15 protein-coding genes and 1 tRNA gene are annotated in these 14,944 nt (G+C 60.4%); 8 read left to right on the top strand and 8 right to left on the bottom strand.

Annotated elements, in window-relative coordinates; all coding sequences use genetic code 11:
• The first annotated feature begins 3 nt into the window (after window positions 1-3).
• Genes CO655_RS08565 through CO655_RS08555 form a run of 3 tightly spaced genes read left to right on the top strand, consistent with a single transcriptional unit; the run spans window position 4 to window position 4,069 of the window.
• Entirely contained in the window at window positions 4-1,173 is a 1,170-nt protein-coding gene (locus CO655_RS08565) for a glycosyltransferase family 4 protein (RefSeq protein WP_097606452.1), read from the top strand.
• A 56-nt stretch (window positions 1,174-1,229) separates the two neighbouring features.
• On the top strand, window positions 1,230-2,792 hold the full coding sequence (locus CO655_RS08560; protein ID WP_097664359.1) for an undecaprenyl-phosphate glucose phosphotransferase: 1,563 nt from the start codon (window positions 1,230-1,232) through the stop codon (window positions 2,790-2,792).
• Window positions 2,789-4,069, top strand: coding sequence for an O-antigen ligase family protein (locus tag CO655_RS08555; protein WP_097606450.1), 1,281 nt, complete (start codon window positions 2,789-2,791; stop codon window positions 4,067-4,069). Before CO655_RS08560 ends, CO655_RS08555 begins: the two co-directional genes overlap by 4 nt.
• Here the strand turns inward: CO655_RS08555 and CO655_RS08550 are convergent.
• From CO655_RS08550 to CO655_RS08540, 3 genes are all read right to left on the bottom strand, one after another.
• Window positions 4,035-4,865: a carbohydrate ABC transporter permease gene (locus CO655_RS08550; RefSeq protein ID WP_097606449.1), complete on the bottom strand. Its 831-nt coding sequence runs from the start codon at window positions 4,863-4,865 to the stop codon at window positions 4,035-4,037. The two genes, CO655_RS08555 and CO655_RS08550, sit on opposite strands and share 35 nt — an antisense overlap.
• The gene (locus CO655_RS08545; RefSeq protein ID WP_064838032.1) at window positions 4,865-5,758 is read right to left on the bottom strand and encodes a sugar ABC transporter permease; all 894 of its coding nucleotides are present in this window, start codon (window positions 5,756-5,758) and stop codon (window positions 4,865-4,867) included. The genes CO655_RS08550 and CO655_RS08545 overlap by 1 nt, the downstream gene beginning before the upstream one ends.
• A gap of 126 nt (window positions 5,759-5,884) precedes the next feature.
• Window positions 5,885-7,219: an extracellular solute-binding protein gene (locus CO655_RS08540; protein ID WP_097664358.1), complete on the bottom strand. Its 1,335-nt coding sequence runs from the start codon at window positions 7,217-7,219 to the stop codon at window positions 5,885-5,887.
• A gap of 179 nt (window positions 7,220-7,398) precedes the next feature.
• Here CO655_RS08540 and CO655_RS08535 point away from each other — a divergent pair, with 179 nt between their 5' ends.
• On the top strand, window positions 7,399-8,013 hold the full coding sequence (locus CO655_RS08535) for a GNAT family N-acetyltransferase (RefSeq protein WP_097664357.1): 615 nt from the start codon (window positions 7,399-7,401) through the stop codon (window positions 8,011-8,013).
• A gap of 20 nt (window positions 8,014-8,033) precedes the next feature.
• Here CO655_RS08535 and CO655_RS08530 read toward each other — a convergent pair whose 3' ends face one another.
• On the bottom strand, window positions 8,034-9,791 hold the full coding sequence (locus CO655_RS08530) for a glycogen debranching protein (protein ID WP_097664356.1): 1,758 nt from the start codon (window positions 9,789-9,791) through the stop codon (window positions 8,034-8,036).
• A gap of 361 nt (window positions 9,792-10,152) precedes the next feature.
• On the opposite strand from CO655_RS08530, the gene CO655_RS08525 reads away from it, so the two are divergent.
• Both CO655_RS08525 and CO655_RS08520 read left to right on the top strand, forming a co-directional pair.
• A complete protein-coding gene (locus tag CO655_RS08525; RefSeq protein ID WP_010031124.1) occupies window positions 10,153-11,334 on the top strand; it encodes an ROK family transcriptional regulator in 1,182 nt (393 codons plus the stop codon).
• Between the two features lie 154 nt (window positions 11,335-11,488).
• Window positions 11,489-11,782, top strand: coding sequence for a helix-turn-helix domain-containing protein (locus CO655_RS08520; RefSeq protein ID WP_097606444.1), 294 nt, complete (start codon window positions 11,489-11,491; stop codon window positions 11,780-11,782).
• Between the two features lie 151 nt (window positions 11,783-11,933).
• Here CO655_RS08520 and CO655_RS08515 read toward each other — a convergent pair whose 3' ends face one another.
• A complete protein-coding gene (locus CO655_RS08515) occupies window positions 11,934-12,146 on the bottom strand; it encodes a hypothetical protein (RefSeq protein ID WP_097606443.1) in 213 nt (70 codons plus the stop codon).
• Between the two features lie 186 nt (window positions 12,147-12,332).
• On the opposite strand from CO655_RS08515, the gene CO655_RS08510 reads away from it, so the two are divergent.
• A complete protein-coding gene (locus CO655_RS08510; RefSeq protein WP_010028831.1) occupies window positions 12,333-12,572 on the top strand; it encodes a DUF982 domain-containing protein in 240 nt (79 codons plus the stop codon).
• A 32-nt stretch (window positions 12,573-12,604) separates the two neighbouring features.
• Here the strand turns inward: CO655_RS08510 and CO655_RS08505 are convergent, their stop codons facing one another.
• The gene (locus tag CO655_RS08505) at window positions 12,605-12,823 is read right to left on the bottom strand and encodes a hypothetical protein (RefSeq protein ID WP_010028830.1); all 219 of its coding nucleotides are present in this window, start codon (window positions 12,821-12,823) and stop codon (window positions 12,605-12,607) included.
• Window positions 12,824-13,374: 551 nt separating this feature from the next.
• Between CO655_RS08505 and CO655_RS08500 the strand changes: the two genes are divergently transcribed.
• Window positions 13,375-14,007: a class I SAM-dependent methyltransferase gene (locus tag CO655_RS08500; protein ID WP_097606441.1), complete on the top strand. Its 633-nt coding sequence runs from the start codon at window positions 13,375-13,377 to the stop codon at window positions 14,005-14,007.
• Between the two features lie 82 nt (window positions 14,008-14,089).
• On the opposite strand, the gene CO655_RS08495 is transcribed toward CO655_RS08500, so the two are convergent.
• Window positions 14,090-14,166 (bottom strand) — tRNA-Pro (locus tag CO655_RS08495).
• 100 nt (window positions 14,167-14,266) lie between these two features.
• Entirely contained in the window at window positions 14,267-14,935 is a 669-nt protein-coding gene (locus CO655_RS08490) for an HAD family hydrolase (protein WP_097664355.1), read from the bottom strand.
• Between the last annotated feature and the right edge of the window lie 9 nt (window positions 14,936-14,944).

Genomic DNA, 14,944 nt, shown 5'->3' with positions numbered 1-14,944 from the left:
GTTATGGCAAAACAGAAGCCGCTCCGCATCCTCCACTGCTTCAGGTCGCCGGTCGGCGGAATTTTCCGCCATGTCCGCGATCTCGTCGAGGAGCACGCCAAGGCCGGTCATGACATCGGCATCCTCTGCGACAGCTCGACCGGCGGCGAGCATGAGGACAGCCTGTTCGACGATATTCGTCCCTATCTCTCGCTCGGCCTGACACGCGTGCCGATCCGGCGCTCGGTCAGCCCGTCCGACATTGCGACGATGTGGGATACGTACAAGAAAATCAAAAGTTTGCGGCCGGATGTGCTGCACGGGCACGGCGCCAAGGGCGGCGTGCTCGCGCGACTTGCCGGCTCAGCCCTGCGGGTGAACAGGTATCGCGTAGCCCGCCTCTATACCGCGCATGGCGGAAGCCTGCATTATTCGCGCTCCTCGCTCAGCGGACAGTTCGTCCTCAGGATGGAGCGGCTGCAGGAATATTTCACCGACGCGCTGGTCTTCATCTGCGAATATGAGCGCGACACCTATATGCACAAGGTGGGCAGGCCACGGACGAAGACGAGACTGATCTACAACGGCATCGGCGAGCGTGATTTCGAACCCATCCCCACCCGCTCGGATGCCGTCCATTTCATCTATGTCGGAATGCTCCGGGACCTCAAGGGTCCCGATCTGTTTGTCGATGCCTTTGCCAAGACCGAGCGGCTGCTCGGCCGGCCGCTGTCGGCGCTGATGATCGGTGACGGGCCCGACCGGGACCGTTACCGCGAGATGATGGTCGAACGCGGCCTCGGCAAGCGCATCGGCATGCTGCCGGCAATGCGCGTCCACGAAGCTTTTTCGATGGCCCAGAACCTTGTCGTTCCCTCGCGCGCCGAAGCCATGCCCTATATCGTCCTCGAGGGCCTCGGCGCCGGCAAGACGGTCATCGCCAGCCGCGTCGGCGGCATTCCCGAGGTGCTCGGCGCCGATAGCGCGGCACTGGTGGAGCCCGGCAATGCCGACGACCTCGCCCGCGTGATGGCGGAAACGCTGACCATGCCCGGCTGGCATGGCAGGACGATGCCGAAGCCGGAGGCGGTAAAGGCGGTATTTTCCTCCGCCGTCATGGCGCGTGATGTGCTGAAATTGTACCATGAGCTGGTCGATCCCGCCGCGGGCCAAGCAATGTCTGCCGCCTCGTAAATATTTCTTAGGGGCTTTCTGGTATTTCGCTTGCTGACAACGAGCGACAAAACCCCATGAACAAGCCGGAAAAAAGCGATCCGTTCGACGTAGAAGCGCTGCGCAAGCAGGTCTCCGACATCGAGGCGCGACGCAATGCAAGTCGGGAGCAGGCCTCCGAGCCGACCGAAATCAATGCCTATGCCCGGCAGATCGCCGAACAGTTCCGCGACGGAACCCGTTCGCCTGTCATCATCATCGGGCAATTACGGCTGCTGGAATTCCTGGCCCTCTTTTCGATTGCGCTGATCGTCTACTTCTTCGCAGCCGGCGACGGCAGCGATCCCCTGCTGGTGCGGGCGGGCATGGCGGCGATCGCTTCGGCTCTGACCGTGGCCTGCCTGCAGCTTGCCGACACCTACACCATCCCGGCACTTCGGGCGAAGCTGCGGCTGATGCCGCGCATCCTCGCCGCATGGACGATCGCCCTCGTCCTCACCATCGGCCTGTTCGCGCTCGTCCGCGGCGCCGCATGGGCAATGACCGAGGCCTATCTCTCCTGGTTTGCCGCCGGCGCGCTCTTCCTTGCCGGCGAGCGTTTCCTCGTCGCCTACGGCATTCGCAACTGGGCGCGCAACGGTATCATGGAGCGGCGCGCCGTCATCGTCGGCGGCGGCGAGCCCGCCAAGGAGCTGATCCGCATCCTCGAACAGCAGGCCGACAACGACATTCGCATCTGCGGCATCTTCGACGACCGCGGCGAGAAGCGCTCGCCGATCATGGTCGCCGGTTATCCGAAGCTCGGGACCGTGGCCGAGCTCGTCGAATTCGTCCGGCTGACGCGCATCGACATGCTGATCATCGCCCTGCCGCTGTCGGCAGAGGCGCGCATCTTCGACCTTCTGAAGAAGCTCTGGATTCTGCCGGTCGATATCCGCCTTGCAGCGCATGCCAACCGGCTGCGCTTCCGGCCGCGCGCCTATTCGCATGTCGGCTCGGTGCCGATGCTCGACATTTTCAAGAAGCCGATCCGCGACTGGGATTCCGTCGCCAAGCGCGGCTTCGACATCTTCTTCACCGTGGTCGCCCTTGCCCTGCTGTGGCCGCTGATGCTGGTCACGGCTGCCGCCATCAAGGCGACCTCCGAAGGCCCGGTTTTCTTCATGCAGAAGCGTCATGGCTTCAACAATGAAATCATCAACGTCTTCAAGTTCCGCTCGATGTACACCAACATGGCCGACCCCACCGGCAAGGCCGCGGTGACCAAGGGCGATCCGCGCGTCACCCGCGTCGGCCGCTTCATCCGCAAGACCTCGATCGACGAGTTGCCGCAGCTTTTCAATGTGCTGAGAGGCGAGCTTTCGCTGGTCGGCCCGCGCCCGCACGCCGTTCTCGCCCAGGCTCGCGACCGCGCCTTCGGCGATGTCGTCGAGGGTTATTTCGCCCGCCACCGCGTCAAGCCCGGGGTCACCGGCTGGGCGCAGATCAACGGCTGGCGCGGCGAGGTCGACAATGACGAGAAGATCAAGTTCCGTACGGCCTACGACCTTTATTACATCGAAAACTGGTCGCTCTGGTTCGATCTGAAGATCCTGTTCCTGACGCCGATCCGGCTGCTGAACACGGAAAACGCCTATTGAGCACGGTCGAGGCGACATATCCGCGTGTCGCCCAGCCGCAGCGGATGACGCTGCGCCTGATCGGCTCGGCCTTCGTCGCCTTCGGCGTCTTCCTCTCGGGTTTCGTGATCGACGAGCCGGCCCCGTACGAACTCTGGATGGCCGGGCTGATCGGTCTCTGGTTCATCCTAGGCTTGAAGATTTCACGCGGCGTGGCGCCCCTGCTTGCCCTGCTGCTCACTTTCAATATCGGCGGCATGCTGTCACTGACGCAGATGAAGGATCTGGCGACGGCGCCGATGTATATCGCCGTGTCGACCTTCCTGGCGCTGACCGCGGTCTTCTACGCGGCAATCATCGAGGACAGCCACAAGCGGCTGCCACTGATCTTCAATGCCTGGGTCTTCGCCGCCGTCGCCACCTCGGCGCTCGGCATACTCGGCTATTTCCATGCCTTTCCAGGCGCTGAGATCTTCACCCTCTATGACCGCGCCAAGGGCGCCTTCCAGGATCCGAACGTCTTCGGCCCCTTCCTGGTGCCGCCATCGCTCTATCTCGTCCACGGTATTCTCGTAGGCGACCTGAAGAAATCGCCGCTGAAGGCTGCCGCCCTGCTCGTGCTGGCGCTCGGCATTTTCCTGTCTTTTTCGCGTGCCGCCTGGGGGCTGTTTGCGCTCGGCGTAGGGCTGCTGATCTTCATCATGCTGCTGAAGGAGCGCAGCGGCGCCTTTCGCCTGCGAGTGTTGGTGCTGTCGCTGGCGGCGATCATCATGATGATCGCGTCGCTGCTGGTGGCGCTTCAAGTCCCGAAGGTCGCCGAACTGTTTTCCGCCCGCGCCCAGCTGGTGCAGCAATATGACGGCGAACATCTCGGCCGTTTCGAACGTCACCGGATCGGCTTCACCATGATGATGGAGCGCCCGCTCGGCATCGGCCCGCTGGTGTTCGGCACGATGTTTCCCGAGGACGAGCACAATATCTGGCTGAAATCGCTCACCTCCTATGGCTGGCTCGGCTTCGTCAGCTATGTCGGCATGCTTATCTGGACGCTCACGCTCGGCTTCCGATACCTGCTGCTCGACCGGCCGTGGCAGCCCTTCCTGATGGTCGCCTGGATCTCCGTCCTCGGCCATGCGGCGATCGGCAACGTCATCGACATCGACCACTGGCGCCACGTCTACCTGCTGCTTGGCACGGTCTGGGGCTGCGCGGCGCTGGAAGCGCGCCACCGGCGCAGCCGGAGGCCGGAAGGGGCGGCGCAACCTATTTCGTCGCGCCGGCCGTCAGACCGGCAATAAACCGCCGCTGGAAAACCAGATAGGTCAGAATGAGCGGGAAAATGACGATCACTGCGCCCGCGGTCAGAACCGGCGTGTTGACGGTATAGCGCCCCTGGAAAAACAGCATGCCGAGGGGCAGCGTCCGATAGGCGTCGTCGTTGACGAGAATGAACGGGATGAGAAACTCGTTCCAGGTCCAGATGAACAAGAACAGCGCCAGCGTCGACATTGCCGGTATCATCAGCGGGATAACGATCTTGCGCAGGATGTAGAAGCGTCCGGCGCCATCGAGGACCGCCGCTTCGAGAACCTCCTCCGGCAATTGCTGCATCGCGCTGGCGAGGAAGATCGTCGAGAAGGGTATCGACATGGCGATCTGCGGGATGATGAGAGCCGCATAGGTATTGATCAGCCCGAGATAGCGCATTTCATAATAAAGCGGGATGATGAAGGCCTCCGCCGGCACCATCATGCCGAGCGTCAGGATCGCAAACAGCGTGCGCCGCAGCGGGAATGACAGGTAGGCGAAGGCAAAACCAGTCAGCAGGCCCAAGAAGACGCTTGCGGCAACGACGGGTATGACGACGACGATCGAATTCCAGAAGTAGATGTTGAAATGCCCGGCATTCCAGGCATCGAGGTAATTTTCGAAATGCGGATAGGCCGGAAGGGCGAATGCGCCTTTCAGCACGTCGGCCTTGCTCTTTATCGAGGTCAGCAGCAGAAGCAGGAACGGGGTGATCGTTACGAAAGCCAGGAGCCAGAGGACAATGCGAAGGAACAGCGCGGCGGGAATGTTGGACGAACGGCTCATCAAGCCAATCCTTTGCTTCTGGAGCCCACCAGCCGGTGAATTGCGAAATTGATTGCGAATGTCAGCAAGGCACCGACAATGGCGATGGCGGCTGCGGCGCCGAAGCGATTGAGCTCGAAGCCGAGCTGATACATGTAGATATTCGGCACCAGCGTCGCGTTGGCGGGTCCACCGCGGGTCATCGTGAAAATCAGGTCGAAGCTTTTGATCGAGGCAATCACCGTCAGAAGCAAAACCACCCTGATCTCAGGCATGAGAAGCGGCAGCGTTATCCAGAAAAACGTCTTTCGCGGCGACGCACCGTCGACCTTGGCGGCGTCGAAAAGAGACGGGTCGATGCGCTGGATTCCGGTGAGGAAGATGACCATGCAAAAACCGAAGAAATACCAGGTCGCAACGATCCCGACCGCGGGAAGCACGAAATTGAAATCTCCGAGCCAAGGCAAAGCGAACCTGCCCAAGCCTACCGCTCGCAGAAACTGATTGAACGGGCCGAATGCAGGATTGTAGAGCCATGCCCAGATGATGCCCAACACGGCAGTCGGCATGATATAAGGCAGGAACAGGAAGGTTCTGAGGGCGAGTTGTTCGCGTTGCTTCAAGTTCCACACGCAGGCGGCAAGCGTTATGCCGAGCACGAGCGGCAGGACGCAGTAGAAGATCATGAGCTCGGCATTGTTGCGCAAGGCAATGTAAAAACGGCTGTCGGAAAAGAGATCGGCGTAATTGCCCAGCCCAACCCATCTGGGCATGGTCAGGCCGTCCCAACTGGTCAGGCTCAAACCCAAAGCCGCGACGATCGGCCCAAAGACAAACGCCCCATAGAGCAGCAATCCAGGCAATAAATAGATGAAATTGGTCTGTTGCGTTCCATCCAGTGCGGAGCGTTTCATCCAATACTCCCTGCCAAATCTCTGGTCATCGCGCAGCAAGCCGTAAGCTCGCAACGCTCATTTCAGCGTGAAGAACAGGACGCCGGTCGGACCACCCGGGGGAGCGCGATCGGCGTCCGCACTCCCTTATTTCTTATCCTTCAAATAGGCCTGATAGTCCTTGTCCATGGCATCGACAAAGGCTTCGGGCGTGATCTTGCCGGACAAGAGAAGCGGCGTGTTGTCGTCGATTGTCTTCAGCATCGTCGGGCTCGACCAATCGGGGTAGTGGCCGAGCGCATCGTTGGCATTGAGTGTCTTCCACATCTCGATGCCAGCGGTCAGGAGCGGCGTGAGCTTCGGCTTTGCATCCGCCGGGAGCGATGTTGCCGGAAGATAGCCTGCCGCGGCCCAGCTTTCAGCGGCCTTTTCAGACACCATATAGTCGATGTACTCGCCGGCAAGGTCCTGCTTCGCCTTGTCTTTGGCAAGGCTGGTTATCGCCCAGGCAAGATCGACGCCGCCGACGCTCATCGGCTTGGAAACGCCCTTCGGAGCAGGAATGGCCATGAAGCCGATATCCGGATTGTTTTGCATGTCGCCGAAGTACCAGGTCCCGGAGATCAGGAATGCGCCCTGCCCTGATATGAACAGCTGGACGGCGTCATCACCCGAGATGCCCTCGAAGCCGGGATAAAAGTAGCCGCCCTGCGCCCATTGCTGCACGAGTTTGGCCGATTCGATGTTCCCCTTGGTGTTCCAGGAGCCGCCCTTGCCGTAGATCAGATCGTCAAGCTCGGCGCGATTGGCCGCGTCGATATGGGCTTGATCGATAGCGCCGATCATGTGCAGGGCGAGATGCTGTTTGGCCGAGCCCATCATGAAGGGCGCGACGCCTTTTTCCTTGAGCTTGTCGAGAGCGGCCAAAAGCTCGTCGAAGGTCTGCGGCAGCGCCACGCCCGCGTCGTCGAGGATTTTCTTATTGTAATAAAGGCCGACGATCTCCGCGAGACCCGATATGCCGTAGGTCTTGCCGACCCCGAATTTCGTTCCCTCCCAGCGGTCTCTGGCCAGCACGGAATCCGACTGGCGCTTATCCCAGCCATATTTCTTGATGTATTCGTCAACCGGCAGAAGCAACCCTTCCTTGACCATCGCACCCATGTCGCCGGCACCCTGATTGACCTTGGTGATGACGGGGCCGTCGCCTGCCGAAACTGCAAGCTTCAGCGTCAGCTTCATGTCGTCGAAGGTGCGGGCGGTGCGTTTGATCGTGACACCGGGATGCGCGGCTTCGAACTCCTTGTTCAGTTGCTCGATGACCGCGCTCTGGCCTTCAAAGGTTTGGTCGTCCCATACAGCCAGATCGTCGGCGCGGGCGGCGGAAAGGCCAAAACTCACAAGCGCCGCGCCGGCAAGCGCGACAGCTGCTTTCAATCGGTATGCCGGCAGTATGCTGATCGATTTCACGGTTCTGTTCATCTGCTCCACCTCACTTGGTTTATTTTCTCCACTCCCCGCTCAGGCCTTGCTCCAGGCACCGGCCGAACGTTTTCTTCCCCCAGAGCTTTGCCTGGCTGGCGAATCTGAGGTAATCGTCAGTGCATCAGCTCCTCTCGCGACCTCAAATGACAAAGCGCCACGCAGGAGGTGGCAAAGTGATGGACACCAGTTGCTTCATCCGTCCCGCGATTGAAGCGGATACTGAGGCCTTTTTCGAAATCTGCCTGAGGACCGCGAATGGCGGTCACGATGCCAGCGCCCTTTACAGCGACCCGCATCTGCCCGGCTACATCTGGTCGGTACCCTATCTCAAGTTCGCCAAAGACTTTGCCTTTGTCCTCGTTCAGGGCGACCGGCCGGTCGGCTATGTCATAGGCGCGCCTGATACCAGCGAGTTCGACAGAGACTTGGCGGCAAACTGGTGGCCGGCCGTGCGCCGAGAGATCACCGGACTGGCGCCTACCCGTGGGCGCGACGCCGACGTGCTGGAGCGAATCCAAAATCCGCGCAGCGGAACGCCCTGGCTTCAGGACCAGTACCCGGCGCATCTTCACATCAACATTCTTCCCGGACTTCAGGCAAGTGGCTGGGGACGGCGGATGATCGACACCGAGCTTCAGGCGCTTCGCAATCATGGGGTCACGGCCGTGCATCTCGGGGTCGATCCAAACAACGAACGCGCCAGAGGCTTCTACCGTCACCTTGGCTTTTCCGAATTCGAGCGGGATGGCTCCGTCGCCTTTGCAATGCGGATCGATGAGCGATCCCGCTAGAACCGACGAAGCCAGATCACTCATGACATTGGCTCCGCATTTGCGGCGTCAAGCCCATATTTCAAAACAACCGCCGCCGGCATGGCGCTCCAGCCCTGAAGCAGGGAGCCGCGCCCGTAAGGCGGCGAGAAATATTCGACCGCGCCGATCCAGCCATTGTCGAGGCAGGTTTCCCACCAGCGTGTCAGCGCATAGCGCGCGCCTCCAAGTCCATGGCGCAGGCGTTCTTCGGCATAGGCGCCATCCCAATAGGGCCAGTCCGAGCCATTATGATAGCGGTAGGGAAAAGCGGTCTTGGATCGCAGATCGCTTGGCCGTTTGTAGGGCGGATAGGCGCACATGACACCCCAGCTGCCGTAGGGCTGCTCCTGATTGTTGCGCGTTTCCAGTCTGGTTTCGAACGCTCTCAGCAGGCCAACAGCCCTAGGCCGCGAAATCGCGCCAAACCGCGATAAAGTCAGGCTGTCGAGAGCCAGATGATCCTCGACGAATACATCAGGTGTTCCATAGTCGAGATAGCCTCCCGTTGCCGGGACGAAGAGTTTGGCCTCGATTTCCTGGCGGGCCAGATTCGCGGCCTTGCCCGCCCGTTCGGCAAGAGCCGGATCGTGCCCCTCGCCAAGCCTCGCCACCGCATCCATGGCGCCGACGAAAAGGCCGAGATCGTACGAGACGAGGCCCTCGCGATAGACGTTGTCGGCCCAATCGCGATCGTTACGCGGTTTTACCGGCAGAACGCCGTCGGGGCCGGCCAGGCTGAAATAGCGGTCGGTGATCGCCCGGACGGCCGGCCAATGCAGTTGCACCTCGGCCAGGTCCTTCGTTGCCCTGACATAGTCGTCGATGAACAGAATGAAGAAAAGCGGGCTGTCGAAGTGGTCGCTCCACCAGTCCTGCGGACGGTTGTGATATTCCGGGACTGCCCTTTTGTGGGTTTTGGGATTGGCCTTGCTGTCGGCGACAAAACGCTGCCAGGCCTCCGATTGCGCAGGCCCGGTCAAGATCACGCCGCTTGGCGCTTCTCCATCCGGCTGCACCCCCTTGGCAAGCAGCCGGATCTCGTCGCGCACCGCCTCCGGTGCCAGCGTCAAAAGCGGCTGCATCGTCCAATAGCCGTCGCGGTAATAGGTTCGCGCCGGAGCACTGTAGGCCTGTCCGGCCGCAAGACCGGCGAAGGCGCCGTTTTCATCGCGCCTGATGCTGGAAAGGGCGGCGTGGATCCCCTGGCTGACCATGCTGCGCATCAGCGGGTCGGCATCGGGCGCCAGATCGCAACGCGCGACATATTCCGCCGCTTGCGCCATGATGGCTTCGCTGCTGAGATCGAGCGCTTTTTCGGCTTCGTCTCTTGAGGCGCCGACGGCAATTCGCAAATCGGAACCGGCGGCTTCGGCGATGAGCACACCCCAGTCCATTTCGAAAGTCTGGCGATGATGGTTCCGAGAGCCCCTCGCCCGTGCGCTTTGCCCATCCGGCTCGTGCCACCAGGCACAACGACGCGCCGGATATATGCCCTGAAGGCGCACGCCGCTGATCAACATCACCGGCAGCGACTGTGCGATAAAGACGCCGCCATGTTTGGCGACAATCCGGTTCGGGCCGTAGGTATAAGGCCCCCTGATTGCAGAAAACCTCACCCGCCCCAGGTTGCCGGCGCCCCACAGGGCAAGGTCAGCATATCCATCCGGGTGAATATCGGCTTGAAGGCGTGGCGCCATGACAGGCAGTAGAACCGGTTTTTCGCAAGACAGTTGTCCATCAGCCAAGGGCTTTAACATGGGAAAATCCCCAACAGCCTGGTTGCGGCGCCGGCAGAAAGCAAAATGGAAAAATAGCGGAGCCGGCCGGGACCAGTTCCTCTTCGGGCGATCTTGGCGCGCATGCAGCTGCCCAGACAATATGTGTGATCCATACTTGTCCTCGACCCTGTTTATTTCATCGCGCATTTGATCGCGCGTTGATCCCAGCCTACAGGCGACCTCCTATTTGTCAAGGACATAGACAAATCACCGACTTCCATGTACTAAATTCCGGTCAGTTGACGAGGTTGAGCTTCAGACTTTCTTCTTCGTGATAGTTGAGAGCCGATATCTCTTCTAATTAGGTATGTGCTCCGAACTAATTGGAACGAGCAGTCGAATGACAATGACATCTCCTGTCGCACAAACTCCGATCGCACGGAAAATATCGACCAACGCCGTCATCCGGACCGTGCTGGCCAACCGTTCGATCTCCCGCGCCGACATCGCCAAACTGACCGGCTTGTCGAAACAGACGATTTCCGAGGTCGTGCGCGACCTTGAAGATGAAGGGTGGCTGAAACCCGTCGGCCGGACCGATGGCCGACCAGGCCGAAATGCGGTCATCTACGAAATCAATGCCAGAGCAGGACTGGCTGTCTCAATCGATCTCGGCGGCACCAAGATTGCTGCGGCGATCTGCGATCTGCTGGGAAACGTAGTTGCCGAAACCAAAGTGGCTACCGACCGACGCGGTGGAATGCATCTCGTCAATCAATTCAGCGATCTCATCGTCGAGCTCGCATCGGCGGCGGGGACGACCGCCGACAAGCTTCGTCTCGTCGTTCTCGGCACTCCCGGCGTACTCGATCCAGTCACCGGACATATCAATGTCGCGCCGAACATCCCCGGCGTCGACGCCATGGACCTGCGGCAGGTCTTCAGCAGCAGGATGGGGCTGCCTGTTATCGTCGAAAATGACGTCAATCTCGCCGCGCAAGGGGAGCGATGGCGGGGACACGGCGTCGAGGTCGACAATTTTGCTTTCGTCGCGCTTGGAACAGGCGTCGGCATGGGCATCATCGCCAACGGGGCGCTGCTGCGCGGGGCGCGGGGCGCTGCCGGCGAGATCGCCTATCTCCCGATCGGCGGCGATGCTTTTGATCCCGGCGGGTTTACGCTTGGCACGCTTGAAAGCGCCGTCGGCAGCGTTGCGATGCTTCGCCGCTACATCGGCTTCGGCGGGCGCAATGCATCCACCGTGGCCGATCTCTTCGCCGCGTTCAACGCGGGAGAATCGAGCGCCGTCGCCGCAATCGAAGAGACCGCAAGGCTGGCGGCGGTCGCCATTGCGGCAATCGGCGCAACCCTCGATCCCGAACTGGTGATTACCGGCGGCAGCATCGGCGCAAGGCCGGAGCTCGTAAACGCCATCCGGCGTTTCCTGCCGCGCTGCACGCCTTACCCGCCGCGCATCGAGATCAGCCGCTTCGGCAACCGCGCCGCCCTCATGGGGGGCATGGGGATCGCGGTCGAGCGCATGCATGACGATCTCTTCGGGGTAAAATTGCGGGAAGCTTGAAGACTGCCGTGGCAGTAGGCAGTGGGTAGCGGATAACCATCTCGAAAAATCCGAAACAACCGTCTGCACATGCAAGGGGCATGGCTCCCGCGGTCAACTCGCAATCACCGCCGGGACACTTGCGAAGCGCTGCGAATGCGCTAGATTTTCCGCCATGATAACAGCAACGCAGATACGCGGCGCGCGCGCCATGATCGGAATGAGCATCGAAGAGCTCGCCGCCGCAAGCGGCCTGCCGGTCGAGACAGTGACGGCGTTGGAAAAGGGCGAATTTGCGGGCGAGCCGCATGCGCTGTTCGACGTGCGCAGCACGCTCGAAGCGCACGGCATCATCTTCCTGTCGAGCGGCAATCAGGATGAAGGCGGCCCCGGCATCCGGCTGCGGGCACGCACGTCAAGCGATGACGGCATCCGGCCGGAAAATCTCAACGCCGCCAATGACGATTGACAGAACAAAACCGTCGCCCTGCCCTAAGGCGCGTCGCGATCTTTCAGATTCGCTCCTTGCGCTTAGCTCTTTGGTTTTACGCCTGTCGTTGGCGCAAAACCGCGGCACGCTTTTGCGCGACATGCTTTAAATCAAGCACGAAACTCGAGCGTCAGAGATAGGTCTTGGCAAGGTCGGCGAGTTTGCCGGCGTCTCTCACACCCTGCCTGTAAAGCTGAATGATGACCGCACCGATCCGCTCGGCCTCCGGCGCCGTCCTGACAAGTCCGCGTTCGACACAGACCTTGTCCAGCACTTGCGAAAGCAGATCGAGATCTTCCGAAAAGAGCGGTAAATCATGCGGATGAATTGATGACCGTAACATCACGCCGCACTTCCCTCCGAGGGCAAACGCCGTCACGCTTGCATCGCCGGACGCCCTCCGCAACCGGCTATAAACTGATTATGCGCGTGGCTCAGAACTTTAGCAACTGCGCAAATTCCTGTGGAACGATATTTTGTCCCGCGCGTTAAAGCCCGGTTTTGCAGCAGGAATCAGCGAGTCCGAATCTTGAGTGAAAAACGCTTTCCCTCCCCCGTCCGAGTCCATTCTCCAACCAGCAGTCTGATCGTTTCCACCGTCTGGGACGCCGTCGAATACCTGAAACGATGGCCGGGTAAACGCGGGCGGGATTATCGCATCGCCCTACAGCACTGCCTTGACGCGCTGGACGGGCTGCGCAGCCCGCGCGCGGCGCAGGCTTCCTTCGTCACGGCGGCGAAGACGGCAGGATTGCTGGTGAGAAAATAGCGAAACGGCACAGCCTTCCGGTGGCTTCGTGCTCATCTGCTGCGGCCACCAACGGCCATGATCTGCGGGTGCATGGAGCCTTCCAGGATCACCTTGGCGGTCATCTCGACCACCCGCTCCTCGGCGAGTTCGGCAAGCGCCAGAGCAACGTCGCCCTCCGGCCAGCCGGCCTTGACCGCCTCGTCCGACAGAGCCTGGAACGCGCTGGCAAGAGCCTGCCTGCAAGTTATATTCTGGTTCATATCCGGCATGGGCTCGCACCAGGCTATCTGTGACAAGGATCATGCTAATCTACACGGGTTTAGGAAATTTGCGAAGCGGTTTGGGATTTTTCAAGCAAAAAACCGAAACGCTTGTCGTAAAATCGTGTATAGCCTTAACAAGAAAACAACTATACACCCACCCAGCCAATTGATTCCCAAAACAGCCAGATGAATCATTTGCAATCACTCCATTTAAGGAGGCATTTGCTCGCGGCATTTACTTTAAATAGCCAAAACCGAAGCCGACAGATTGGCCGTTTATTCCGCCGCAATCCGACGGATCCGGATTTCGGTCGTTTTCAGCACCTTCTCGGCACCCTGTCAATCGGCTTCGGGGAGTCTCCGGTCGGCGCGTCACCATCCCTCGCAATGTGATGAAGAGGGCGTTAAGGACGCCGGCCGATCTGTATCGGACCGTCAATCGACTGCCGGCGCGAACGCCCTTGGGCGTTAATCACCGTAATACCACAACGGCACCACACTCCCGTCAAACTCCGCCGTACCATTGTCTCGGCGGGCCCACTTTTTCAGGAGGTGAAATGTCTATCGAACTGGACGCTACTACCTATGTCCACGCCAAGCCGGCGACCGCTCATTCCTATATCTTGCCGACTGTCGTCGATGTTCTTGAAAACAGTTTCCACGAGGCAAACGAAACAGCGGTCTTCGACCTCGGTTGCGGCACCGGCGGGGCTGCCTCCTTGCTGGCGGAGAAAGGCTATGATGTCGTCGGCGTCGATCCGTCGGAGGACGGCATCGCCAAGGCGAAAGCGGTCCATCCCGATCTTCCGCTGGAAATCGGCTCCGGATACGAAGATCTTTCCAGCCGCTACGGGACCTTCGATGCGGTCATCAGCCTGGAGGTCGTGGAGCATGTGTACGACCCCAAGGCTTTCACGGCGACCATGTACGATCTGGTAAAACCGGGCGGCATCGCCGTCGTCTCGACGCCCTTTCACGGTTACTGGAAAAATCTGGCGCTCGCCGTGAGCGGAAAGATGGATGACCATTTCATGCCGCTGAAGGATCACGGTCATATCAAATTCTGGTCGCCGGAAACGCTCAGCACGCTGTTGCACGAAACCGGTTTCGAAGACGTCGACTTCGAATATGTCGGGAGGATTCCGCTCCTGGCGAAATCGATGATCGCAATCGCGCAGAAACCGCACTGACGGCCGACGTTCTCTCTTGCGGCCGCGCCCGCGGCGCTCACCTCTAAAACTGATATTCTGACTGGGATTTCAAGGGGATAAATGGTCGGGGCGACTGGACTCGAACCAGCGACCCCTTGACCCCCAGTCAAGTGCGCTACCGGGCTGCGCTACGCCCCGACCTGCCGAAACGGCTTGCTTCGTTTAGTTTTTCGGCGCGTGCAATGCAAGCGGAAAAAACCTGCCTCCCACAAAAAGGAAGTAGTTCGGCTGGCAACAATCAGATCGCGGCGATCTTCAGCCGGCCTTCGGCGGTCTGGCGGGGCTGCCACGCCTGATAGTTGGCGATCGAGAAATGCGGGGTTTCGAAGGGCGTGGCGTGAGTTTCGGTGATGACGGTGACATTGGCGCCAGCCGCCTCGCCGGCAAGGATGCCGGCGACGGCATCTTCGAAGACCAGGCATCTGGCGGGATCGACCCCGAGGCGGCTGGCGCCGAGCAGATAGCCTTCCGGGCTGGGCTTGCCCGATTTGACTTCTCCACCGCTGACCATGACCTTCGGCATCGGGATGCCGGCGGCAGCCATGCGGCGCCTGGCGAGCTCGATCGGCGCCGAAGTGACGATCGCCCATCGGTCTTCGGGAACGGCATTCAGGAAGCGGACGGCGTCCGGGATCTCGACGATGCCGGACACATCCTCCATCTCCTCGGCCAGCAGCAGATCCGCCTCGTGGGCCGGATCGACGCCCGGCAGGCCGAGCCCGCGGATCACGTCGGAGGCGCGGATGCCGTGGATCGTCTTCAGGAAGACCTCCGGCTCGAGACCATGGCGCCTTGCCCATTCGCTCCAGACGCGTTCGACGACGGCAATGGAATTCAGCAGCGTTCCATCCATATCGAAGAGGAAGGCGTCATAGGCGCGGTCGAGGACGTCATGAAGAGCGGGCACGGGGTGTTC

The organism is Rhizobium sp. M1 (assembly GCF_002531805.1).
Lineage (GTDB): Bacteria > Pseudomonadota > Alphaproteobacteria > Rhizobiales > Rhizobiaceae > Rhizobium > Rhizobium etli_C.
Note: the sequence above shows the minus strand (reverse complement) of the source record. Positions and strands in the feature narration are given on the sequence as shown.

Bases quoted from the DNA above. Each gene is read 5' to 3' on its own strand.
- CO655_RS08535 (WP_097664357.1), top strand. From the start codon at position 7,399: ATGGACACCAGTTGCTTCATCCGTCCCGCGATTGAAGCGGATACTGAG.
- CO655_RS08560 (WP_097664359.1), top strand. From the start codon at position 1,230: ATGAACAAGCCGGAAAAAAGCGATCCGTTCGACGTAGAAGCGCTGCGC.
- CO655_RS08505 (WP_010028830.1), bottom strand. From the start codon at position 12,823: ATGCCGGATATGAACCAGAATATAACTTGCAGGCAGGCTCTTGCCAGC.
- CO655_RS08565 (WP_097606452.1), top strand. From the start codon at position 4: ATGGCAAAACAGAAGCCGCTCCGCATCCTCCACTGCTTCAGGTCGCCG.
- CO655_RS08540 (WP_097664358.1), bottom strand. From the start codon at position 7,219: ATGAACAGAACCGTGAAATCGATCAGCATACTGCCGGCATACCGATTG.
- CO655_RS08525 (WP_010031124.1), top strand. From the start codon at position 10,153: ATGACAATGACATCTCCTGTCGCACAAACTCCGATCGCACGGAAAATA.
- CO655_RS08545 (WP_064838032.1), bottom strand. From the start codon at position 5,758: ATGAAACGCTCCGCACTGGATGGAACGCAACAGACCAATTTCATCTAT.
- CO655_RS08500 (WP_097606441.1), top strand. From the start codon at position 13,375: ATGTCTATCGAACTGGACGCTACTACCTATGTCCACGCCAAGCCGGCG.
- CO655_RS08530 (WP_097664356.1), bottom strand. From the start codon at position 9,791: ATGTTAAAGCCCTTGGCTGATGGACAACTGTCTTGCGAAAAACCGGTT.
- CO655_RS08515 (WP_097606443.1), bottom strand. From the start codon at position 12,146: ATGTTACGGTCATCAATTCATCCGCATGATTTACCGCTCTTTTCGGAA.
- CO655_RS08550 (WP_097606449.1), bottom strand. From the start codon at position 4,865: ATGAGCCGTTCGTCCAACATTCCCGCCGCGCTGTTCCTTCGCATTGTC.
- CO655_RS08520 (WP_097606444.1), top strand. From the start codon at position 11,489: ATGATAACAGCAACGCAGATACGCGGCGCGCGCGCCATGATCGGAATG.